The organism is Agrobacterium tumefaciens (genome assembly GCF_031801495.1).
Lineage (GTDB): Bacteria > Pseudomonadota > Alphaproteobacteria > Rhizobiales > Rhizobiaceae > Agrobacterium > Agrobacterium tumefaciens_K.
The window spans coordinates 627,726-649,850 of sequence record NZ_JAOEGC010000002.1 but is presented as its reverse complement, the minus strand read 5'-3'; the positions used below and the strand labels follow the sequence as shown (position 1 = coordinate 649,850).

Annotated in this window: 16 protein-coding genes; 7 read left to right on the top strand and 9 right to left on the bottom strand. The window is 59.3% G+C overall.

Annotated features, from left to right (window positions below; translation table 11 throughout):
- Positions 1 to 39 precede the first annotated feature (39 nt).
- Complete coding sequence (locus N7578_RS12535) at positions 40 to 1,122, bottom strand: hybrid-cluster NAD(P)-dependent oxidoreductase (protein ID WP_311110647.1); 1,083 nt, start codon at positions 1,120 to 1,122, stop codon at positions 40 to 42.
- 7 nt (positions 1,123 to 1,129) lie between these two features.
- Positions 1,130 to 2,374, bottom strand: coding sequence for an aromatic ring-hydroxylating dioxygenase subunit alpha (locus N7578_RS12530; protein ID WP_311112493.1), 1,245 nt, complete (start codon positions 2,372 to 2,374; stop codon positions 1,130 to 1,132).
- Between the two features lie 324 nt (positions 2,375 to 2,698).
- On the opposite strand from N7578_RS12530, the gene N7578_RS12525 reads away from it, so the two are divergent.
- Genes N7578_RS12525 through N7578_RS12515 form a run of 3 tightly spaced genes read left to right on the top strand, consistent with a single transcriptional unit; the run spans position 2,699 to position 5,823 of the window.
- Positions 2,699 to 3,307, top strand: coding sequence for a DUF6656 family protein (locus N7578_RS12525; RefSeq protein ID WP_311110646.1), 609 nt, complete (start codon positions 2,699 to 2,701; stop codon positions 3,305 to 3,307).
- A gap of 54 nt (positions 3,308 to 3,361) precedes the next feature.
- Positions 3,362 to 4,339, top strand: a complete 978-nt coding sequence (locus tag N7578_RS12520; RefSeq protein WP_311110645.1) for an L-threonylcarbamoyladenylate synthase — start codon at positions 3,362 to 3,364, stop codon at positions 4,337 to 4,339.
- Between the two features lie 53 nt (positions 4,340 to 4,392).
- The gene (locus tag N7578_RS12515; RefSeq protein WP_311110644.1) at positions 4,393 to 5,823 is read left to right on the top strand and encodes an FAD-binding oxidoreductase; all 1,431 of its coding nucleotides are present in this window, start codon (positions 4,393 to 4,395) and stop codon (positions 5,821 to 5,823) included.
- 4 nt (positions 5,824 to 5,827) lie between these two features.
- Here the strand turns inward: N7578_RS12515 and N7578_RS12510 are convergent, their stop codons facing one another.
- Positions 5,828 to 8,263 (bottom strand): DUF1217 domain-containing protein, encoded by a 2,436-nt coding sequence (locus N7578_RS12510; protein WP_311110643.1) that lies wholly within the window; start codon positions 8,261 to 8,263, stop codon positions 5,828 to 5,830.
- Between the two features lie 303 nt (positions 8,264 to 8,566).
- Between N7578_RS12510 and N7578_RS12505 the strand changes: the two genes are divergently transcribed.
- On the top strand, positions 8,567 to 9,133 hold the full coding sequence (locus N7578_RS12505) for a DUF6101 family protein (RefSeq protein ID WP_311110642.1): 567 nt from the start codon (positions 8,567 to 8,569) through the stop codon (positions 9,131 to 9,133).
- Positions 9,134 to 9,217: 84 nt separating this feature from the next.
- Here N7578_RS12505 and ubiA read toward each other — a convergent pair whose 3' ends face one another.
- The 4 genes from ubiA to N7578_RS12485 all read right to left on the bottom strand — a co-directional run bounded on the left by ubiA (position 9,218) and on the right by N7578_RS12485 (position 14,949).
- Complete coding sequence (ubiA, locus tag N7578_RS12500; protein WP_311110641.1) at positions 9,218 to 10,171, bottom strand: 4-hydroxybenzoate octaprenyltransferase; 954 nt, start codon at positions 10,169 to 10,171, stop codon at positions 9,218 to 9,220.
- Positions 10,172 to 10,278: 107 nt separating this feature from the next.
- A complete protein-coding gene (locus N7578_RS12495) occupies positions 10,279 to 11,079 on the bottom strand; it encodes a MipA/OmpV family protein (RefSeq protein ID WP_311110640.1) in 801 nt (266 codons plus the stop codon).
- A gap of 131 nt (positions 11,080 to 11,210) precedes the next feature.
- A complete protein-coding gene (locus N7578_RS12490; protein ID WP_311110639.1) occupies positions 11,211 to 12,467 on the bottom strand; it encodes a cyclopropane-fatty-acyl-phospholipid synthase family protein in 1,257 nt (418 codons plus the stop codon).
- 169 nt (positions 12,468 to 12,636) lie between these two features.
- Positions 12,637 to 14,949, bottom strand: a complete 2,313-nt coding sequence (locus N7578_RS12485; RefSeq protein ID WP_311110638.1) for a Tex family protein — start codon at positions 14,947 to 14,949, stop codon at positions 12,637 to 12,639.
- Between the two features lie 184 nt (positions 14,950 to 15,133).
- Between N7578_RS12485 and purD the strand changes: the two genes are divergently transcribed.
- The 3 genes from purD to N7578_RS12470 all read left to right on the top strand — a co-directional run bounded on the left by purD (position 15,134) and on the right by N7578_RS12470 (position 19,193).
- Entirely contained in the window at positions 15,134 to 16,405 is a 1,272-nt protein-coding gene (purD, locus tag N7578_RS12480) for a phosphoribosylamine--glycine ligase (protein ID WP_311110637.1), read from the top strand.
- A gap of 133 nt (positions 16,406 to 16,538) precedes the next feature.
- Positions 16,539 to 17,036: a plant virulence effector HPE1-like domain-containing protein gene (locus N7578_RS12475; RefSeq protein ID WP_311110636.1), complete on the top strand. Its 498-nt coding sequence runs from the start codon at positions 16,539 to 16,541 to the stop codon at positions 17,034 to 17,036.
- 327 nt (positions 17,037 to 17,363) lie between these two features.
- Positions 17,364 to 19,193: a methyl-accepting chemotaxis protein gene (locus N7578_RS12470; protein ID WP_311110635.1), complete on the top strand. Its 1,830-nt coding sequence runs from the start codon at positions 17,364 to 17,366 to the stop codon at positions 19,191 to 19,193.
- A 194-nt stretch (positions 19,194 to 19,387) separates the two neighbouring features.
- On the opposite strand, the gene N7578_RS12465 is transcribed toward N7578_RS12470, so the two are convergent.
- Both N7578_RS12465 and glyS read right to left on the bottom strand, forming a co-directional pair.
- Positions 19,388 to 19,873 carry a DUF523 domain-containing protein gene (locus N7578_RS12465; protein WP_311110634.1) on the bottom strand — a complete coding sequence of 162 codons (486 nt, stop codon included), beginning with the start codon at positions 19,871 to 19,873 and terminating at the stop codon, positions 19,388 to 19,390.
- A gap of 14 nt (positions 19,874 to 19,887) precedes the next feature.
- Entirely contained in the window at positions 19,888 to 22,041 is a 2,154-nt protein-coding gene (glyS, locus tag N7578_RS12460; RefSeq protein WP_311110633.1) for a glycine--tRNA ligase subunit beta, read from the bottom strand.
- Between the last annotated feature and the right edge of the window lie 84 nt (positions 22,042 to 22,125).

Below are 22,125 nucleotides of genomic sequence, written 5' to 3'. Positions count from 1 at the left end.
GAAAATAAGTTCCATCACACCAGAAGGGGGAGATGGACGTCAGGCCTCGACCTTCACATCGGTCAGAGGTCGTGAGCAGCAGGCAAGGATATAGCCTTCCTCGATCTCCTCATCGAGAATGCCGCCATTGTGGTTCATCTCCACCTCGCCGGAAAGTTTCAGCACCCGGCAGGTGCCGCATATGCCGGATTCGCATGCCGCACCAATCCGCACGCCCGCTGAACGGGCCGTCATCAGGATCGTCTGGCCGGGCTGGCATGGCGCTTCCTTGCCCGAAACGGTGAACCCGACCGTCGCCATGCCTTCACCATCGGCATCGATAACGGCGCTGTCGCCAACGAAGACCGGGGCGGCAGGGGCAAAACTTTCCTGATGATACCGCGCCATATCGAAGCCCGACGCCTCGAGCATGGAGCGAACGGCCGCCATGAACGGCTCCGGGCCGCAGCAGAACACGGTACGATCCATGAAGTCCGGCGCCAGCAGCGCGATCTTTGCCTTGTCGATCATGCCCTTCAGGCCGGACCACAGATCGGTTCGGCCACAACCTTCCACGATGAAGCCAAGCGACAGCTTCGGCATGAAGCGTGCCAGATATTCCAGTTCGTGACGAAAGACGATATCGGATGGGGAGCGCGAACAATTGATGAAGGCGATATCGTTTTGCGGCGCACGGTCGCTCATGTCGCGCACCATCGACATCATGGGCGTAACGCCGGAGCCGGCCGAAACGAACAGATACTTCTCACCCGGATGGCGGACATAGGAGAAATCGCCGAGCGGTCCGAGCGCACGGATCTTCATGCCGGGCTTCAGATTCTCGAACATCCAGCGGGTGCCGATGCTGTTTCCCTGTGCCTTGACCGTGACCGCAAGGGAATAGGGCCGCGACGGGCTGGACGACAGGGTGTAGGTCCGGAACAGCGGCTCCTGTCCGACGGGCAGCTCGAGTGTCACGAACTGGCCCGGCAGATAGCGGAACCAGTTCTCGTCCTCGGAGCGGAACAGGAACGTCATGACATCCGGGGTTTCGGGCGTGACCGAAATGCACTCCAAGAGGTGCAGCTTGTCGCTCCACGGCTTCATTTCGTCGATGTGCTTGTAACTTACGGCCATATTCATCTTCGGATCACGCGACTGCGGAAAGCCTTGCCTTGTCGCCGGACAGCCGGTCGACCATGAAATCGGCGTACCAGTTGACGAACTGCATCACGCCTCCCTCGTCCTCCATGGAATAAGGGCCGGGCTCATAGGCCGGTGAGCGGATGCCGAAAGCGTTTTCCTCAACGATGCGGCGGTCCTGGTCATTCGTCTCGTTCCAGACGTGCGTCAGGTCCTCGAGATCGTAATCGACGCCTTCCACCGCGTCCTTGTGTACCAGCCACTTGGTGGTGACCATGGTTTCCTCGGCGCTGAGCGGCAGAACGCGGAAGGAAATGGTATGATCGCCGAGGAAATGGTTCCAGGTCGTCGGATAATGGAACAGAAGCAGCGCACCGATATGGCTGATTGTGACGTCATCCGAAAGCGGGCGACGCACGGCGCGCTTGCCCGACATCGTGTAGCTTTCGGCATCGCCGATCAACGGCATACGGGCAACGCGGAACTGGCCTTTCGGGTCGATCTTGAAACGGCTTGGCAGACCGGCGGCCTCGCACCGCGCCCAGTGGCCGCCGATTTCCGGATCGCTGGCACCACCATCCGTCCCCGTCACGCTCGGGTTTTCTGGATAGGTGCGGCAGAGTTCAGGATGGTTGGCGGCGCAATGGTAACATTCCCGGTTGTTTTCCCACACCAGCTTCCAGTTGCCCTTCTCGATGATCGTGCTTTCATGCGCGACCTTGGCCTCCTTGATACGGTGCGGGGCCATGTAGTTTTCGACCTCGGCACGGACTGGCGAAAAATCGGCAGGCTGCGCGCCAAGACAGATGAAGACATAACCGGCAACGCTCTCACAGGCGACGGATTTCAAACCGAATTCCGCCTTGTCGAAGTCATCGCCCATATGGCGGGCGAAAAGCAGCTTGCCGTCCAGATCGTAGGTCCACTGGTGATAGGGACAGACGAGACGGGCCGATTGCCCCTTGTGGGAGGTGCAGACGCGTGAGCCGCGATGGCGGCAGGAATTGTGGAAGGCGCGGATTGCGCCGTCGCGACCGCGGACGATCACGACCGAATAGGCCCCGACCTGCACGGTAACGTAATTGCCGGGCTTCGGCACTTCGCAATCATGGGCCACGAACAGCCAGTCACGATACCAGATCGTTTCCATATCCAGCTTGAAATAGTCCGGATCCGTATAGAAGGGCTGTTCCAGACTGAAACCCTCGCGACGGTTTTTAAGCTGGCGCAATACGGTATCACGCAATTCCATGGCCACATCCTCGATTGATCCGCCCCGCCCGGCATGATGCAACTCGGGCCGCGGGAACATGCCGATATCTAAACATCCACCGGCATTTGCAGCAGCGCAGGCAGCGACATCGGCTTCCGCATTGGCGACAAATTGCGACATCGCCCGATCCCCGGCGTTCCCCTATTTCGCAGTAGAATCCAGCAGGTAATTTCATCTGCCAATGCGTCGCAATATGACACACGACCCGGTTCGCAAACGTCGAAAAACGGCACACGCTCCGAAACGGACTTTTAACGCCCCCCATTTTACAGTGGGATATCAACGGCAACGAGGGTACGGTCCGTGGAAAAGGCAACACGCATACGCTACTTCGATGCGAGCAAACGGACGGTAACGCCCGTGCGCTCGAAAGCCGCGCATTCCGAATTCCTGCGCACCGGGCGCATCACCCGCTACGAAGAACGCTGGCTGCCCAGAGAGCGGACATATTACACCCACGAGGAAGTTGCCGAGATCACAGGCCGTAAGCTGGAAGCCGCAGCCGACGCGACACACAGCCGCCTCAATGCCTTTCACAAATCCATCCGCTTTCCCAAGATGGTCTTCCATCATCTGCTCGATGACCGGCCGCATCTTGGCTACTGTCACGTCACCGCATCGAAGACCAGCTTCGATGCGCAGCGCCATGTGCTGTGGTCTTTCTACTTCGCAAATTTCTTCGCGGAACTGAGCGGTTCGGAGAACTTCTTCGAAAACATCGATCCGCGTTACTCTCGGATGTATTTCGCGATTGCCATGGACGTGCTTCCCGACCGCAGCGTGACGATCAACAAGTCGTTCCATCGCGACGGCCTGCTGTTCCAGACGCACGATCCGAAGATCGCCCTGAAAAACGTGTTGATGCTGGGCGCGCGTTCAGACGAAATGCGCAAGATCATCCGGGCGATATAGAGCTTTCCAGAACCACCCGAAATACGCTATTGACCGCCTGAAAGGTTAAGCATCATGGCGCGTCATATCGATATCGTGAGCCAGCGGAACGCTGCGCTGGAAGAGGCCGTGGCCGAACTGTCGCGTGGCCTGCCCATCGCACTCCCGACCGAAACCGTCTACGGGCTTGCCGCCGACGCCACCAATCCGGCAGCCATCGCCCGAATCTACGAGACGAAAGGCCGCCCGCAGTTCAACCCGCTGATCTGCCACATGGCCGACATCGCCATGGCCGAACGTTATGCGACGTTCGATCCCGTTTCCCGCAGACTGGCGGAGGCCTTCTGGCCCGGTCCGCTGACGCTGGTCCTTCCGCTCAAGGAGGGAAGCGGCATTCATTCACTGGCGACCGCCGGGCTCGATACGGTCGGCATACGTATACCGCTGGGTTTCGCCGGCGACCTGATCCGCCATTTCGGCAAACCGCTGGCAGCTCCAAGCGCCAACAGTTCCGGCAAGATCAGCCCGACCAGCGCCCTCCATGTGGACGCGGATCTCGGCGCCAGGATCAATCTCATTCTCGACGGAGGCGCAGCTTCTGTCGGCGTCGAATCGACCATCATCAAGGTGGAGAGTGACGGCAGGGTGAGACTGCTTCGGCCCGGCGGCATCGTCGCTAAGGATATCGAGCGTGTTGCCGGTGTCCGGCTTGAGCGTCCCGAAAAGGCGTCCGCGGCAATCGAGGCACCCGGCATGCTCGCATCCCATTACGCCCCCGGCGCAACCGTGCGCCTTGGCGCGACGTCAGTGGTGCGCGACGAGGCGCTGATCCGGTTCGGTAGCGCTTCCGTGGATGGCGAAGGCGACGCGCGGATCGTTCTGGACCTCAGCCCTTCCGGCGATCTTGCGGAAGCTGCCGCCAATCTTTTCGACTATCTGAAAGCAGCCGACGCAACCGGCGCGACAAGCATCGCCGTCACCGCCATTCCCGACCACGGTCTTGGCGAAGCGATCAATGACCGCCTTTCCCGCGCGGCAGCTCCCAGACCGTAATCCGAGATACCAAGGCCGCCCGCCATCCATCAAGTTCCAAAGAGACGACGCCAATGACCGCTTCTGCCTCCCCTGCTCTCCTCGACCGCTTTACCGCCATCGTCGGCGAGAAGAACACCATACGCGACGCGGACGAACTCGCGCCACGTCTCGTGGAAAACCGGGGGCTTTATCATGGCGCGTCTCCGCTCCTGCTCAAGCCGGGTTCGACGGAAGAGGTCGCAGCCATCATGAAGCTGGCGAGCGAAACCGGCACACCCATTGTGCCGCAGACCGGAAACACCGGACTCGTGGGCGGACAGACGCCACGTCCGGATGGCGGCGACATCATCCTGTCCCTCGAGCGCATGAACCGCATTCGCGACATCGATCCCGTTGCAAACGTCATCGTTGCCGATGGCGGCTGCATTCTGGAGGAAATCCACAAAGCGGCGGAAAAGGTCAACCGCATCTTCCCGCTTTCCCTCGGCTCGCAGGGATCTTGCCGTATCGGCGGCAATCTTGCGACGAATGCGGGCGGCACTGCCGTGCTGGCCTATGGCAACATGCGCAACCTCTGCATCGGCCTTGAGGTCGTATTGCCAACCGGTGAGATCTGGGACGGCCTGCGCCGGTTGAAAAAGGACAATACGGGTTACGATCTGCGTGATCTGTTCATCGGCTCCGAAGGCACGCTTGGCGTCATCACCGGCGCGGTTCTGAAACTTTTCCCAACGCCGCTCGGTCATCAGGTTGCCTTTGCGGGGCTGCAATCCACAGACGACGCCCTCAGGTTGTTCGAAATGGCCTCCAACCTGTGCGGCACGGCGCTGACCGGCTTCGAACTGATGCCGCGCATCGGCGTGGAGTTTACCGCCAAGCACATTCCCGGCGTTCGCGATCCGCTGGAAAGCCCGCATGAATGGTACACGCTGATCGACATTTCCACGTCCGATTCCGCCGAAACCGCCGAAACGATGATGCAGGCTCTACTGGAACAGGGCTTCGAAGCGGGGCTGGTTCAGGATGCTGTCATTGCCGCGTCCGAAGCACAGCGGAAGGCTTTATGGCATATGCGTGAAAGCATGTCCGATGCACAGAAGCCGGAAGGCGGCTCCATCAAGCACGATGTTTCCGTGCCGGTTTCGAAAATACCGGAATTCATGGCGACGGCCGAAAAGGCTGTCATCGCCGCTGTGCCCGGCGCCCGCGTCTGCGCCTTCGGCCACCTCGGCGACGGGAATATCCACTACAACATCTCCCAGCCGGTCGGCGCCGACAAGGCCGAGTTCCTGAGCCGCTGGCACGAGGTCAACGAAATCGTCCACGGCATCGTTCTTTCGCTGAACGGCTCGATCTCGGCGGAACACGGCATCGGACAGCTGAAGCGTGACGAGCTGGCCTCGATCCGCTCCGGCATCGAAATGGACCTGATGCGGCGTATCAAGCTCGCCTTCGATCCCGCCGGGATCATGAATCCCGGCAAGGTTCTCACCGCGCGATAAGGCGTTAGCCCCCTCTCAGGGTGGCGACGGCAAACAGCGTTTCGGCACTGATGCCTACCGAACCGCCGCTGAACAGGGTCAGGATAGGATCGCTCGCGTTCTGTTCGTTGTCATACATGATGGTGAAGCGGGCGATCAGCGTCTTGAGTTTATCCGGGTCCTGAAAGTCCTGGATGTCGAAGTATTTCTGCATCATCGTGACCTGCGTATCCACATCCGCGTTCGCCATTTCGTCGGGAATACCGTACGCCGTGTTGACGAATTCCTGGATCGCGGTATCGGCCAGGATCGTGTAATAGGAGGTCGTCTCTCTCGCCATGCGCTGGAAATAGAGCGCCAGTCGCACACCGGCATTCTCCTCACCGGCCTGCGTTTCGAGTGTCTGTTGCAGGTAGTTGTCGAGCGCCTCGTAAAGACCTCGGCGCGTCTGGATCGAGCTGCGATCCTCGCGCATGAGATTGCCATCAGCATCGAAATTAAAGGCTGTCACGAGACGGCGGAAAACCGGGTCCATCTCCTTATTGAGATAGCTTTCCGCGTCGTCCAGATCGGACGCGAACATCTTCTCGAGCTGATCCTTGGTGACGCTTGCCGGGTCGATACCCATCGATTCCATCGCGAATGCCGTCAGCCGGTCGTTGGCGAGGAATTCCGTAAGCGTCTTGATCTTCTGCATTTCGGTGGTGAAGTACTCCGACTCCTTCTTGGCGTCTTCCTTTTCCTTGTCTGTACCAAACGCGGATTTTGCCTTGATATAGTCGGACGCCATGGTCTGCATCTCAATCTCGGACTGCGCCAGAACCGGCGCACCGACCGTTCCGTCGGACTTGAAATTGAACAGATCTGCCAGCTTCACGTAGCGCTCGTCCTTGAGCGTATAGACAAAGCTCTTGCTGTCCTGCAAATCGCTTGTCAGAACCTTGCGGATATCGGCAGGGTTCACCTTGTCCGGATCGAGCCCGACCGCCTTGAGGGCATAATCGTAAACCGCGCTACTGCTCAGAAAGTCAGAAACCGACGTGACGCTCTTGATGTCGCTCTTGAAGAGTTTCAAGGCGTTTTCGTCAGCAGCATCATCCTTGTCATTGTAGTGGACCATGTAGCCGTTGGTGGTGGTCGTCGTCTGCGTGATCGTCTGCGGCAGATCACCTGCAGCAAGCGTGCCGTCCGTCTGGAAATTGAAGGCCTTGCGCAAAGCGAGATAACGCTCGTCATTCTTGCCGAAGGTCGCGATGTAATTGTTGGGATCGTTGAGGTCGCTGGTCAGGATGTTCTTGATCGTTGCCGTCACGATCGTCAGGTCATTGAGATCGAAAGCAATCTTGATGTAGTTCAGCAGCCGCGTGTCGGCGACCAGCTCGTTGACCGTCTTGATCGAACCGATCGTCGATTCGAAATAATCGCGGTTCAGAGTGGCGACCGTCGGCGTCACACGCGGCGCGCTGATCAGATAGGCGTCGGTCATGACCTTGAGATTATCGGCGTTCTGCGCCTCACCCGCAGCAACGGTACCATCGTTCTTGAACTCGAACGCGGCGGCAATCTGCGCCATGCTGTTGTACTGGTTGACGATGCTGGTGAGCTTGGATTGCTCCGCCTTGATCGCCGCAAGTGTCGCTTCCCATTCATCCTGTGGCGGCAGCACCGCTTCAAGCTGTGTGAGCTGATCCTGACGCGTGGTCTTTTCCTCTTCCAGCTCAGCCCGTTCCTCGGCCGTCAAAGTCGCGTCCTGAAGCTCCGTGTCGATTGCCGCGATGCGGGTCGTTACCTGCGCATGCAACTCGATATTGCCCTTCGTCGTCAGCTTCTCAACCGCGCTTTCAAAGGCGGCACCGTATTTCTGATTGAGGTAGCTGTCGGGGTCATCGATGTCGCTCGTCATCAAGCCCTTGATGTGCGCATAGGAATAGGTCGACTCATCGATGCTGAAGACCTGAAAGACATAGGCGCGCAGCCTGTCATTGCGCAGAACCTGATCGACACTGGTAACAGTGCCCATCATCGCCTTGTAATAGCGCGTCTCCTCGGCAAGGCTGTCGTCCAAATCCGATATCGACGTATCGTATAGGCCGATCATCTTGTCGAGCTGCGCCTCGGTCTGGACGGAAGCGGTGGACGAGGTGAAATTGAAGGCGGCGGCGAACTGACGATAACGCTCGTCGCTCAGCTTGTTCGCGAAGCTGTTGTCGTCGTTGAGATCGCTTTCCAGAACCTGCTTCATGAACGCCTTGGCGTAGGTCATTTCGCCGAGGCCGTAGGCGTCCATCGCATAGGAGTAGAGCTGATAGTTATCGAGGAATTCATCGACGGACGTTACCTTGCCGATGTTCTCCTTATAATAATTCGCCTGCCGCTCGATCACTGCCTGCTGCGACACGCGTGAAAGGCTCGCCTTCATATCGCGATTGATAAGGTCGTAGCTGAGATAGGTCGATACCATCCGAAAACTCCACAGGTGCACCACAGGGCGCAACGCGCCAGACGGCACCATGCAGGCTCCGCCTTGCCCGTAGCTTGATGCACTTGCCCGCGTCGAAAAAGCTGCATTGTCACAATCTGCTTTACCTCATCGAAACCATGCCTCGGTGGGTTTTGATAACCATCAGGAAATGCAAAGTTTTCTTAACCGCGATTTTTAAGCAGTCTCGAACAGGCGGCGACTATCCTGACCATATCAGAGGACGAAAAGTCCCGATGAGAAGACCGGAAACCGGCTCTCAGGTAAAACAAGGGTAGAATAAACATGACCAAGACCGTTCTGAAGCCCGACTGGGCCATTGCCACACTCAGAGTCGATCCCACGCGGTTCCCGCAGCAGGTCACATACGGAAAAGGCCACGACGCGACCGATGTTGTCGTGACACTCGATGAGCGCGGCGCGGTCATGCGCAAGGTTCTCGCCTCCAGCGGCCTGCCGCTGTCTTTCGCCCTGCCGGCCCGCGCGTTCAAGGGCGTGGCAGCCCGCGCCATCGATCACGGCAACGGCCAGGTCACGGTGACGCTGGAACTTCACCACGATGATCCCGATCTTTGCATTCCGCTGCTGGTGGCCCACGATCTCTGTGACATCGCTGCCGACTGGCGCAGCTGGTCGGAAGCCTACCGCATTCCGATGCTGATGGTGGAAGCCGACGGCGTTGCCCGTCCGCTCGAAGAACATCTCGGCAAGGTACGCACGAAAAATGCTCGGCCTCGCCGTCGTCACTCCTATTTCGCGGAACGCCGTCCGCGCTTCCTGGTTCGCCGCTCGACCGGTTCGCTCGGCATGAGCATGAAGATCGAAGGCAAGGAAATCATCGCCCGCACCTGAGATTGCGGCTCCCCGGAGGAGACAGAAGCCCGGCGCGGAGGAGCGCCGGGCTTTTTTTGTTCGTTTACGGCAATTGCGATCCTGTCAGCCCAGAAAAAGCGGCAGCATAAGACCGGCGAATACCAGCGCGCCGACACGGTTGTTGGATTTGAACAAAGCCAGGCACTGCACCACGTCGTCGATATCCATTACCCATACCTGTCGGAACAGCATCACTGCGGCGACCGCAACGCCGCTGAAAGCAAAAACGTTAACACCCGCCGTCAACAACGACGCGATGATGCAGATGAGAGCTGTCCCATAAAGAAAAACAAGCCAGCCATGTGTCCTGTCCCCGAACAGGAGAGCCGTCGAGCCGATGCCGACGGCGGTGTCGTCTTCCTTGTCCTGGTGGGCATAGATTGTGTCATAACCGATCGTCCACGCGATCGCGCCGACATAGAGAAGTACGGGTGGCACGGCAAGCGCACCGAACTGTGTCGCCCAACCCATCAACGCACCCCAGCAGAATGCGAGGCCAAGGAAAAACTGCGGCCAGTTGGTAAAGCGCTTCGCGAACGGATAGATCGCCACGAAGATCAACGAAAAGATACCCGCTGCGATGGCAAAGCTGTTGAACTGCAACAGGACCACAAGCCCAACAAGCGCCTGCAGCACGATGAACAGCTTGGCCTGTCCCCGGCTGACCCTGCCGGATGGCAGAGGGCGCGAACGGGTGCGCGCCACAGCCATGTCGATCTTGTGGTCGACCAGATCGTTATAGGTGCAGCCTGCACCGCGCATGGCGACCGAGCCGACGAAAAACAGCACCAGATGCCAGATCAGCGTCGCCCAGGAAAACGTGCCGGTCTGCGCCGCGACATTGGCGGCAAGCGCCGCCGACCAGAAGCAGGGCCACATCAGAAGCTGCCAGCCGATGGGGCGATCCCAGCGCGCCAGCTGCGCATATGGCCAGAGGGTTCTCGGCAAGATCCGGTAGACCCAGTTGTTGGATGGCGCGTCCGAAACGCGGCCTGACAAATCGCTATGATGAACCATGCAGCGGTTTTACAGCATCGTCCCGCAAATCGGAATCGTTTTTAGAAAAACAGAAGGCTCCGCGGCGGTTTTCGCCACGAAGCCTTCTTCCATAGATACGTCCCTGATCAGGGCAGCGAGAAACCGAACTTGTAGCTTGCCTGCACGCCGACGATAAACTCGTTACGCGAGCCACGCTCGCGGACAAGCGTGCTTGCGCCAGCATCGCCGGTCAGGCGGCGATATTCGGCGAAAGAACCGATCTCGGCATTTTCCGTGACTTTCCAGGTGATGGCCGCGCCAACGCCGACCGAGTGAAGACCACCGTTCGGGCTATAGGGCGACGGCGCACCTGCGGCGGTCTGCTCAGGCGTCACGCCGTAATAGCGCTCGTTGTACTTCTTGCTGACCCAGGTTGCGCGAGGACCAGCCGAAACCTGAATGCCGGGAGCGATATCCGTGAAAACATCGGCTGAAACGTCTGCGACAACGCCGCTGTGACTGCGGAAGCCCTGACGAACCTCACCGCGGACACGAAGCCAGTCGGTCGGATAGGCTTCTGCGAAACCGCCGAGTTCACCGCCACGCTTGATGCGCCGCATGCCCTTGAGATCGGCAGAGTCACCTTCATCACGCGGAGAGATCAGGCGGCCAGCCAGACCGGCGCTGATCGGGCCATTGTCCAGCAGGGACACGGAGGCACTGTCGTTGCGGGAGGTGAAACGGGCGCCCTGTCCGGCGCGGCCGATCGCGATCTTGGGCGACCAACCGAGCTTGTTTCCGTTGTCGCCCTGATATTTCGGTGCGGAGAAACCCTCGGCACCGAGCTTCAGATACCAGTCGCCGGAAAACCAGCCTTCGGCATGGGCATTGCCGACAGCAAAAAACGAGAGAACGCAAGCAGCGACGGCCGCTGATGGCTTGAACATGAAATGGTCCCCAGAAACGCAAAATAAACAGGAGACCCGCAGAATTAGAAGGATTCCGTTTCCATTCCATTAACCAGCAGGAAAAGAGGCGGGGAACACCCAATGTCATCATGACATTCGAATTCACACTTTCAGAACGTGACCTTTTCCAGTGGAGGCCGCGTTTTCTCGAACTCCAAAAGCCGCGTCTCATTGGCTGCGATATAGTCGCGATCGTGGGGAACGGCGTCACGGGCCTTGGCGAGCTGGATCTGGAAAATATGGAAATTCTCATGGGAGAATGCCATTTCAGACCCGGCGAGATAAAATTCCCACATCCGGAAGAAACGCTCGTCATAGAGGGCGATGGCGTCAGCCTTGCGTGCGACGAAGCGTTCCCGCCAGTGCCGCAGCGTGTGGGCATAGTGCATCGGCAGGATTTCGATATCCTTCACGAGCAGCCTCGATTTCTCGATGGCCGGAAGAACCTCCGCCAGCGAGGGAATGTAGCCGCCGGGGAAAATGTACTTCTCAATGAAGGGATTGGTGGCAAGGCCGGGATAGGGCTGACCGATGGAATGCAGGACCATCACCCCGTCGTCGTCGAGCACCTCCGCGACCTTGTTGAAATAATCACGGTAATGCGTCGGCCCGACATGCTCGAACATGCCGACCGACACGATGCGGTCGAATTGTCTGGAGGCCGGAAGGTGGCGATAGTCCTGTAGTTCAAAGCGGACCCGGTTCGCGAGGCCACGCTTCCGCGCCCTGTCCCTGGACACACGCAACTGTTCTTCGCTGAGCGTGATGCCGGTTACGTCCGCATCCGCGCTTTCGGCGATATACATGGCCATACCGCCCCAGCCGGAGCCGATTTCGAGCACGCTCTGGCCGGGCTTGGTCATCAGCTTTGCAGCGATATGCCGCTTCTTGGCAACCTGCGCTTCATAAAGGCTGATGCCCGGCGGGTTGAAGTATGCACAGGAATACTGCCAGTCCTCATCCAGAAACAAGTCGAACAACTTGGCCGACAGGTCATAGTGATGAGCGACGTTGCTCTTGTTGTTATTGACCGGCAGATACATCTTGATACGCGCTGCGATGATGCGCGCGACACCGCGCCAGATCATGCCGAACGAGAGTGCTTCACTGAGGGTATTGCCCTTCACCAGCGCGAGAAAGTCGTAGATGTCGCCTTCCGCGACAATCATCCGCCCTTCCATGAACATTTCGGCAAGTTTCAGGGCGGGATCGTCCGCAATTTCCTGCATCGCGGCTTCATCGGAAAAATGCAGGACAACTTTTTTTCCGGAACCATTGCCGTAGGCGTGGCTCCCTGTGGGTGACATTACCAGCAGATCGCCGGTCTTGATGATTTTTTCAAGCAGAGCATGCAGAGACAACGCCATGGCACCCCCAATTGCTAAGTCTCGCTTATCAATTTCCCTGACCGTATTCTTTTCAACGCAAGTTTCAAGATAGCTTTTTTTCAAAAAAATTGAACGATTTCATCAAACAAAAAAGCCCTGCGCGTCATCCGCGCAGGGCTTTCCATAAGTCATCAAATGCAACCAGAGATTACCGGCGCTTCATCGCCTCAGCCAGTGCCGCGGCCAGAGCACCACCGGATTGCGACCCTTCGTTGCGGTCTTTCGGCTTGGCGCTGGCATGGCGCATGGCATTCGAATTACCCTTTTCGCGCATCGACTGGGGAGCAGCCTCGCCGCCATCCTTGCGCATGGTGAGTCCGATGCGCTTGCGCTTCACGTCGACTTCGACGACTCGCACCTTCACCACGTCACCAGCCTTCACCACCTCATGCGGATCCTTGATGAAGCGGTCGGCCAGCTGCGAGACATGAACGAGGCCATCCTGGTGCACGCCGATATCGACGAAGGCACCGAAGGCGGCGACATTCGTCACCGTGCCTTCGAGCAGCATGCCGGGCTTCAGGTCGGTGATTTCGTCCACGCCATCTGCAAACGTCGCGGTCTTGAAGCTCGGGCGCGGATCGCGGCCCGGCTTTTCAAGCTCGGCGATGATGTCCTTCACGGTCGGCAGACCGAACTGCTCATCGATGAACTGTTTCGGGTCGAGCGCCTTGAGGGTAGCGCTGTCCCCCATCAGCGTACGCAGGTCGCGGCCGCAGGCGGCAACGATCTTTTTCGCCACACCATAGGCTTCCGGATGGACCGACGAAGCATCGAGCGGCTCCTTGCCATTGGGGATGCGCAGGAAGCCTGCGCACTGTTCGAAAGTACGCTGGCCAAGGCGTGGAACCTTCAGCAGTTCCTTGCGGCTCACGAACGGGCCGACCTGATCGCGGTGCAGGACGATGGCGTCGGCAATCGAGCTGCCCAGACCGGAAACGCGGGCCAGCAGCGGGGCAGAGGCCGTGTTGAGATCGACGCCGACGGCATTCACCGCATCTTCCACCACGGCATCCAGCGAACGGGACAACTTGCCCTGATCGACGTCGTGCTGGTACTGGCCGACACCGATGGACTTCGGCTCGATCTTCACCAGTTCCGCCAGGGGATCCTGAAGGCGGCGGGCGATCGAAACGGCACCGCGCAAAGACACATCGAGATTGGGGAATTCGGCGGCGGCCCGTTCAGACGCCGAATAGACCGAAGCCCCTGCTTCCGAGACGATGACCTTCGTGGGTTTCGGACCAGTCAACTGCGTCAGCATATCGGCCACCAGCTTTTCCGTCTCGCGGCTGCCTGTGCCGTTGCCGATGGCGATCAGTTCGACATTGTGCTTGCGGATGAGCGAGGCCAGTTCGGCCTGGGTGCCACGAATATCGTTCTTCGGAGGGAACGGATAAACGGTCGTCGTATCGAGCAGCTTGCCGGTACCATCGACAATCGCCACCTTGACGCCGGTGCGGATGCCCGGATCGAGGCCCATGGTGGCGCGGGAACCGGCAGGTGCAGCCAGCAGCAGATCCTTGAGGTTGCGGGCAAAGACGTGGATGGCCTCTTCTTCCGCCCGTTCGCGCAGTTCACGCATCAGGTCAAGCGACAGCGACATCGAAAGCTTCACGCGCCATGTCCAGCCCGCCACCTCCATCAGCCACGCATCGGCCGGACCGGCGTTGCGGATATCGAAAGCGGCGGCAATCGTGCGCTGCGACGGCTTGACCGGCGATGGATCGTCAGCGTCGACATCTATGGTCAATGTCAGCACTTCCTCGTTCCAACCGCGCAGCATGGCGAGCGCCCGGTGGCCGGGCGCCGTTGCCCACTTTTCCGAGTGGTCGAAATAATCGGAGAATTTCTCGCCCGTCGCCTGCTTGCCATCCACCACCTTGGCCCGCAGCATGGCACCCTGGCGCATGTAGTCGCGCAGGCGTTTCAGGAGATCGGCATTCTCCGTCATGGTTTCGGCAACGATATCGCGGGCGCCTTCCAGAGCCGCCTTCACGTCAGCAACTTCGCCCTGCACGTAAGCTTCCGCAAGCTTGGCGGGATCGGCACTGCGGTTGTCCCAGATCGCCTCCGCCAATGGGCCAAGACCGCGCTCGCGGGCAATTTCGGCACGAGTACGGCGCTTGGGCTTGTAGGGCAGGTACAGGTCCTCGAGTTCCGCCTTGGTGGCAGCCTGCATGATCTTGACCATCAGTTCGTCGGTCATCTTGCCCTGACCGTTGATGGTGTCCACGATCGATGCGCGTCGTGCGTTGAGTTCACGCAGATAGGACAGACGCTCGGCCAGCGTGCGAAGCTGGGTATCGTCCAGACCGCCGGTGACTTCCTTGCGGTAACGGGCGATGAAAGGAACGGTCGCGCCCTCATCCAGCAATTCTATCGCCGCCTTAACCTGCTCGGCGCGAGCGTTGATCTCGGAGGCGATGATGGGCGCAAGGCGCGAGTTATCTGCTGACATGGTGTTCTCGGGGCTGTTTTAAGTGGGGCCGAACATAGAGGCTGATTGTGGCATGACAACCTGCCATCATGGCGATTCCACAGGAAAGGCAGGCATTCGTGTCCGCTTTGCGCTTGACCTTTCGCCCCCCTGCCCTTAACGCCCGAGAAACAAGGTAACAGACGAGATTGCAGGGGTATTGACCATGAAAGTTCTGTTGATCGGTTCCGGCGGACGCGAGCACGCACTCGCCTGGAAAATTGCCCAGTCTCCCCTGCTTGAAGAGCTTTATGCCGCCCCCGGCAATCCCGGCATTGCCGACCACGCCACACTGGTTTCGCTCAATGTCGAAGATCACGCCGCCGTCATCGCATTTGCAAAAGAGAAGTCGATCGATTTCGTCGTCGTCGGCCCGGAAGCACCACTGGTCGCCGGCCTGGCGGATGACCTTCGCGCAGCAGGCATTCCGACCTTCGGCCCGTCCAAGGCCGCAGCACAGCTTGAAGGCTCCAAGGGTTTCACGAAGGATCTCTGCGCCCGCTACGACATTCCGACTGGCGCCTATCAGCGCTTCAAGTCCGCCGATCCTGCCAGGGCTTACGTCCGCGAACAGGGCGCACCCATCGTCATCAAGGCGGATGGCCTTGCGGCTGGCAAGGGCGTAACCGTTGCGATGACCGAAGCTGAGGCTCTGGCGGCCATCGATGACTGCTTCGACGGCGCATTCGGTGCCGCCGGCGCGGAAGTTGTCGTTGAAGCCTTCCTCGACGGCGAAGAAGCGAGCTTTTTCTGCCTTTCCGATGGCAAGACCGCACTGGCGCTCGCCACCGCGCAGGACCATAAGCGCGTCGGCGATGGCGACACCGGCCCGAACACCGGCGGCATGGGCGCCTATTCCCCCGCGCCGGTCATGACGCCCGCCATGGTGGAGCGCACCATGAAGGAGATCATCGAGCCGACGATCAAGGGCATGGCAAAGGACGGTCATCCGTTCTCCGGCGTGTTCTTCGCTGGCCTGATGATCACGAAAAAAGGTCCGGAACTCATCGAATACAACGTTCGTTTCGGCGATCCCGAATGTCAGGTGCTGATGATGCGCCTGAAGAGCGATATGCTGCCGATCCTTTATGCCACGGCGACCGGTACGCTCGATACGGTGACAGCGGAATGGCGCGATGATGCGGCCCTGACCGTGGTTCTCGCCTCCAAGGGCTATCCCGGCTCCTACGACAAGAATACACCGATCGCACACATTCCGGACGCCAGCGCCGATGCGAAGGTGTTTCATGCCGGAACAGCGCTGAAGGACGGCAAGCTCGTCGCCACCGGCGGGCGCGTCCTCAACGCCACGGCTTTCGGCAAGACCGTCACGGAAGCGCAGGCACGGGCCTACGAACTGGCCGACAGGGTTGAATGGGAAAACGGCTTCTGCCGTCGCGATATCGGCTGGCAGGCCGTGGCGCGGGAAAAGGCCTGATCCTCAAACCGGGACGCGGCCTTCACCCGTTCGTTCAATTTTTACCAAGTTTGCTGACCGGATGGAAACGAAACCCCGGTACGATCCCCGAAGGTATATGACGGCTTCCATGCCGTAATCTCGGGGGCTTTTCATGCGTCGTGCTTTTGTGACAGCGATCATTGCGCTGACCAGCGGGTCGGCGATGGCATCGTCGATCGAATACGTGTATGGCACGAAGGCCAACAACGGCAGCTTCACCCCCTTGGAATGTGTAAGTTGCCCGCCGCTGAAGGAAAAGCCGAAAGCCGACGGCTATAGCATCCCTTCCATCGCTCCGGGCACACAGCAGAGCGAAATGCGCGAGATCGACGGTCGTCGGGAAATAGTCCGCACCGAAGCCTGGCTCGGCGGCGCGCCCGTCACATTCATCAGCAAAACACCCACATGGCTTCCGCTGGACGAGGCGGGCACGGCAATTGCCAGCGATGGGGAGAAGACGCCGACGACACCCGCTGCGGAAGCCGTTTCCACCGTTGAGACAGGCGTCGACACATCAGCCACCACAGCCGCCATCAAGGGTGATGCTGCTTCGGGTGTATCGGCCTCGACTGCGCCTGATTTTTCCGACTTCAAGCTGCGCACCGACTGAGCCTACCGCACAGAAGAAGAAGATTGATAAAACGCAAGCCTGTCATACACCGACCAGCACCAACCCAAAGTAGAATTAAATAGTATATTTTTCTATTCTTTTAGGCTGTTTCTCCCAATATCGCGCCTCACGCGATATAAATTAAATCTTTATTCAAATTTCTGGCGGCTATTTGGACACATTGTGCGATGCAGCACATCGTGAAGGCCTGAAATGCCGTTGCTGCTCAGGCCGTTCAATACGCGCATCAGGCGTCCCTTTCCGCTCCCCTATTGTCACTCGCGTACAGCCGCCAGGTTACGACGCAATCAACGCTTATGAGCGCCTATGAAAAACCTTTCCATTTCCCGGCAACTCATCGTTCTTGTGGTGGCTTTGATGGCCGCCTTCGCGATGGCGACCTACTATCAGCTGAAATCCGCGACCGATGCGATCTATTCCGAACGCTACGGGATGCTGCGAACCCAGGTTCAATCGGCCATTTCCATCCTGCAGTCATTCCAGGAGAAGGAAAAGGCTGGCGTTCTGACACGCGAAGAGGCGATGCGACAGGCATTCACGGTCGTCAACGCCATGAAATTCACACCTGACGGCTATCTGTTCGGCTACGACTACAACGTGACGATGAAATTCCACCCCGATGCGAAACGCGTCGGTGAAAGCTTCAAGGGCAAGCCCGACAGCAAGGGCTACGCCTATCGCGACGAGCTTGTTCGCCTTGGACGCAACGGCGGCGGCCAGACCGAGTTTTACGGTCCAAAACCCGGCATGTCAGGCGATGACTATGCCAAGAGTTCCTACGCACTTGCATTCGAGCCATGGGAGCTCGTGGTCGTCACCGGCGTCTACATCGATGACCTCGATGCGCAGGTTCGCGGCGAGATCATCAAGGCGCTGACCATTGGCGCGGCGATCTTCCTGCTCGCAATTTGCGCGGCTTTCTATGTCATCCGCGGCATTTCCAAACCGCTTGGCGATATTCATCGTGCGCTTGGCGAAGTTGCCAATGAAAATGTCTCCATGACCATTCCGCATACGAGCCTGACGAACGAAGTGGGCATGATGGCGAAGGCCACCGCATCGCTTCAGGAAAAGGTGCGCGAGCGCCATGCCATGCAGCGTCGTCAGGAAGAGCAGCAGCAGCAGCTCGACACCGAGCGGCAGACCAACATCGATATGCAGCGGGACGAAGCCGAACTTCAGGCCCGCGTCGTAAACACGATCGGCGAGGCGCTGGAGAAGCTGGCAGCCGGCGATCTGACCGTGCGCTGCCGCGATCTGGGCAGTCGTTACGCGGGCCTGCGGGACAATTTCAACGAAGCCCTGACGCACCTTGATGCGGCCATGGCCAAGGTGAATGCCAAGAGCGTCGACATAGGCGCCTCCAAGGAGGAAATCCGCAAGGCCTCCAACGAGCTGTCGCAGCGCACGGAACGTCAGGCGGCCAACCTTGAGGAAACCTCCGCAGCGCTTGACGAACTGACGGTTGCCGTTCGCCAGACGGCAGAAGGTGCGGCCGATGCAGCTCAACGTGTCACCTCCGTCAGCTCCGATGCGATCCGCAGCGACCGCGTGGTGGAAGAAGCCATCACCGCCATGAGCGGCATCGAACAGTCCTCCGATGAAATTTCCAAGATCATCGGCGTGATCGACGACATCGCCTTCCAGACCAACCTTCTGGCGCTGAATGCCGGTGTCGAGGCAGCGCGTGCTGGCGAGGCAGGCAAAGGCTTTGCCGTCGTGGCGCAGGAAGTGCGCGAACTGGCGCAGAAATCCGCGGCAGCGGCCAAGGAGATCAAGGACCAGATCGCCCGCTCCTCCGGTCAGGTGGAAAACGGCGTCCGTCTCGTCGGCGAGGCTGGCGATGCGCTGAAGCGCATTTCCGACCAGATCCGCTCCGCGAACGATATCGTCACCAAGATCGCCCATTCCGCCGCCGAGCAGGATACGACGTTGCGTTCGATCTCGTCGTCGCTCAACCAGCTCGACGTCGCAACACAGCACAACGCAGCGATGGCGGAAGAAACCACGGCCTCGGCGGAAGCGCTGGCCGTCGATACGGAAGAACTGCTGAACCTCATCCGCAGCTTCCGTGTCTCGTCCAACACGTCCGGCAATCAGCTGCACGGCATGGCAAAGCAGATGCGTGCCGCCTGAGAAGTCGACGACAGACAAACAACGAAAAACGCCGGGGTCTTGCCCCGGCTTTTTTTGTTTGGAGGTAGCCTCACCCCATAGAAAACGTCATCATCCGTCGCATCGGTTATGGATCCTCGTCTCAGTGGCGAGGATGACGTGGAGTGTTGGGAGAGGCTCTGATCGATACCGCACCACAGGCATATCTCTCGATGTCACCGCGTCAGCCTGTCCAGCGCGTCGATATCCGTATGGGAAAAAACGGCAATTCCGGCCTTTTGCAAAAGCGCCGCTGTCACGCCGTTTCCAGCATGTTTGATGCCCGAAAACGAGCCGTCATAGATCGCAACCGACCCACAGGACGGGCTGCCATCGATGAGAAGCGCATAGGTGCAGCCGTTTTCCTGCGCGAATGCCAGCGCTTTCCTCGCCCCGGCGATGAATTCAGCCGTCACATCGCCGCCGGTGACTTCCAGCACGCGGGCGCGGCCTTCCAGAACATCGAGACCGCAAGCGCCGTTTTCGATTTCGGCGGGCGGACGCGGCACAGGCATGGCGCCTGCCATCTCCGGACAGATCGTCACCAGACTGCCCTGCTGCTTCCAGCGTTCTATGGCTGGATGGGAAAGCGGCTTGCCCTTGCCGTCATAACGCACGGCATGACCGAGCAGGCAGGCGCTGATGAGGACTTTTCCCACCATCAGCGCGTCATGCCTTAACCCGTGATCTTCGAGAAATCTGCAACAGTGCCGGTGGCTTCGCGGATGGCTTTCAAGAGGGCCAGACGGTTGGCGCGGATGGCCGCATCCTCATCGTTGACGAGAACGTCTTCGAAGAACTTGTCGACCGGCGCGCGCAGCGTCGAAAGCGCCTGCATGCCGGAGCGGAAATCCTCACCCGAAACAGCCTTGGCCGCATCGGCGGAGGCGGTCTTGATCGCCGCATACAGCGCCTTTTCAGCGTCGAGTTTCAGCAGCTCTTCGGAAACGCCATCGGCGACGACAGTGCCCTTCTTCTCTTCGGCGGCAAGAAGCTGCGTGGCGCGCTTGGTGCCTGCCAGCAGGTTCTTGCCTTCCTCACCGGTGATGAAGGCCGTCAGCGCTTCGACGCGACGGGCAACCATCAGCAGGTCATCCGATTCCGGCGTCAGTACCGCTTCGATGAGATCGTAACGAGCGCCGAGATCGCGCAGATAAACTTTCAGGCGGTCGTGGAAGAAGGAGAGCAAGTTGGCATCATTGACGACGCTCAACAGGGGAAGCCGCACGTTGCGCTCCGTAATGATACGAACCACACCCAGCGCAGCGCGGCGCAGCGCGTAAGGATCCTTCGAGCCTGTCGGCTTTTCATCGATGGCCCAAAAGCCGACAAGCGTATCGAGCTTGTCAGCCAGTGCAACGGTGATCGCGACCTTATCCTGCGGCACGCGGTCCGACGGGCCTTGCGGCTTGTAGTGGTCTTCGATGGCGGCGGCGACGCTCTCGTTTTCGCCCTGGAGGGTCGCGTATTTGCGGCCCATCAAGCCCTGAAGCTCGGGGAATTCGCCGACAGCTTCGGTGCGCAGGTCAGCCTTTGCCAGAACGACGGCGCGGTCCACAAGAGCGGCATCCGCACCGACGACGGGGGCCAGCGACTTTGCCAGTTCGCGGATGCGCGCCACGCGCTCGCCCTGCGTGCCGAGCTTGGCGTGGAAGGTCACGTTCAGCGCATCGAGCTTGGCCATACGCTGATCGAGCGGCTTTTTCAGATCAAGGCCGAATTTGGCGGCGGAATCCTTGAGCGTTTCGAGGTCCGGCAGGTCGCCCTGGTCACGGGTCCAGAAATGCTTGGCGTCCGACAGGCGGGCGCGCACGACCTTGCCGTTGCCGTGCATGATCTCCTTGCCGCCATCGATGGCCTCGATGTTCGACACGAGGATGAAGCGATTGGACAGACCTTCCGTCGCGCCCTGCGGGCGGGTAACGAAACACTTCTGGTTGGTCTTGATCGTCAGACGGATGATTTCTGCCGGGATTTGCAGATAGTCTTCCTCGAACGTGCCGATCAGAACCTGCGGCCATTCGACGAGGCCGGAGACTTCTTCCAGAAGTCCCTCGTCTTCCACCAATTCAAGACCGTTGGCGAAAGCCAGATCCTTGGCGTCGTGCAGGATGATATCCTTGCGGCGCTCCGCATCCAGAACGACCTTTGCCTTTTCGAGATTGGAAACGTAATCCTCGAAACGGCGCACGGTGATCGGACCGGGCGCATGGAAACGATGGCCATAGGTCACGTTGCCGGCCACGATGCCGTCAACCGCAAAGGGAATGACCTGCGTTTCATCATGCTCGGGGCCGAACATGCAGACGATGGATTGCAGCGGGCGCACCCAGCGCAGGCTCTCGGAGCCCTTGCCCTCGATGCCGCCATAGCTGGAACCCTTCGGCATGGAAGCTGCGCCGGAACGCATGGATTTCGGCCAGGGGAAGGAGCGAATGATGCCGGGCATCACTTCAGCGATGATCTCTTCCGCAGCGCGACCGGGCTTGTTGATGATGGCGATGTAGAAATCACCCTTTTTCGGATCGGAAACGACCTGCGCCTGCGAGATATCGCTGAGGCCCGCGCCCCGCAGGAAGCCTTCGATGGCCTTTTCGTTCGCGTCGGTGCGCGGCCCCTTCTTTTCCTCGCGCACATCGGCGGAGCGGGCGTTCAGGCCACGGATGTCCAGCGTCAGGCGGCGCGGCGTCCAGTATTCGCGCACACCCTCATAGGTCAGGCCCGCCTCCACCAGCGCATCGGTGACGAGTTTCTTCAGATCACCAGCAGCCTTGCGCTGCATGCGGGCCGGGATTTCCTCGGAGCGGAGTTCAAGCAGAAGATCGGGCATGGGATCAAGACTTTAATCTGTTGCAAAATAGTGTGGCGGACTTAGCAAGACCAGCGGCAAAAGTCATCAAGGCAATCGGTTAAT

Excerpts from the sequence above, each read along its gene's own strand:
- N7578_RS12485 (WP_311110638.1), bottom strand. The coding sequence starts at position 14,949 with ATGTCAGCAGATAACTCGCGCCTTGCGCCCATCATCGCCTCCGAGATC.
- glyS (WP_311110633.1), bottom strand. The coding sequence starts at position 22,041 with ATGCCCGATCTTCTGCTTGAACTCCGCTCCGAGGAAATCCCGGCCCGC.
- N7578_RS12465 (WP_311110634.1), bottom strand. The coding sequence starts at position 19,873 with ATGGTGGGAAAAGTCCTCATCAGCGCCTGCCTGCTCGGTCATGCCGTG.
- purD (WP_311110637.1), top strand. The coding sequence starts at position 15,134 with ATGAAAGTTCTGTTGATCGGTTCCGGCGGACGCGAGCACGCACTCGCC.
- N7578_RS12535 (WP_311110647.1), bottom strand. The coding sequence starts at position 1,122 with ATGAATATGGCCGTAAGTTACAAGCACATCGACGAAATGAAGCCGTGG.
- N7578_RS12495 (WP_311110640.1), bottom strand. The coding sequence starts at position 11,079 with ATGTTCAAGCCATCAGCGGCCGTCGCTGCTTGCGTTCTCTCGTTTTTT.
- N7578_RS12515 (WP_311110644.1), top strand. The coding sequence starts at position 4,393 with ATGACCGCTTCTGCCTCCCCTGCTCTCCTCGACCGCTTTACCGCCATC.
- N7578_RS12520 (WP_311110645.1), top strand. The coding sequence starts at position 3,362 with ATGGCGCGTCATATCGATATCGTGAGCCAGCGGAACGCTGCGCTGGAA.
- N7578_RS12475 (WP_311110636.1), top strand. The coding sequence starts at position 16,539 with ATGCGTCGTGCTTTTGTGACAGCGATCATTGCGCTGACCAGCGGGTCG.
- ubiA (WP_311110641.1), bottom strand. The coding sequence starts at position 10,171 with ATGGTTCATCATAGCGATTTGTCAGGCCGCGTTTCGGACGCGCCATCC.
- N7578_RS12510 (WP_311110643.1), bottom strand. The coding sequence starts at position 8,263 with ATGGTATCGACCTATCTCAGCTACGACCTTATCAATCGCGATATGAAG.
- N7578_RS12530 (WP_311112493.1), bottom strand. The coding sequence starts at position 2,374 with ATGGAATTGCGTGATACCGTATTGCGCCAGCTTAAAAACCGTCGCGAG.
- N7578_RS12470 (WP_311110635.1), top strand. The coding sequence starts at position 17,364 with ATGAAAAACCTTTCCATTTCCCGGCAACTCATCGTTCTTGTGGTGGCT.
- N7578_RS12505 (WP_311110642.1), top strand. The coding sequence starts at position 8,567 with ATGACCAAGACCGTTCTGAAGCCCGACTGGGCCATTGCCACACTCAGA.
- N7578_RS12490 (WP_311110639.1), bottom strand. The coding sequence starts at position 12,467 with ATGGCGTTGTCTCTGCATGCTCTGCTTGAAAAAATCATCAAGACCGGC.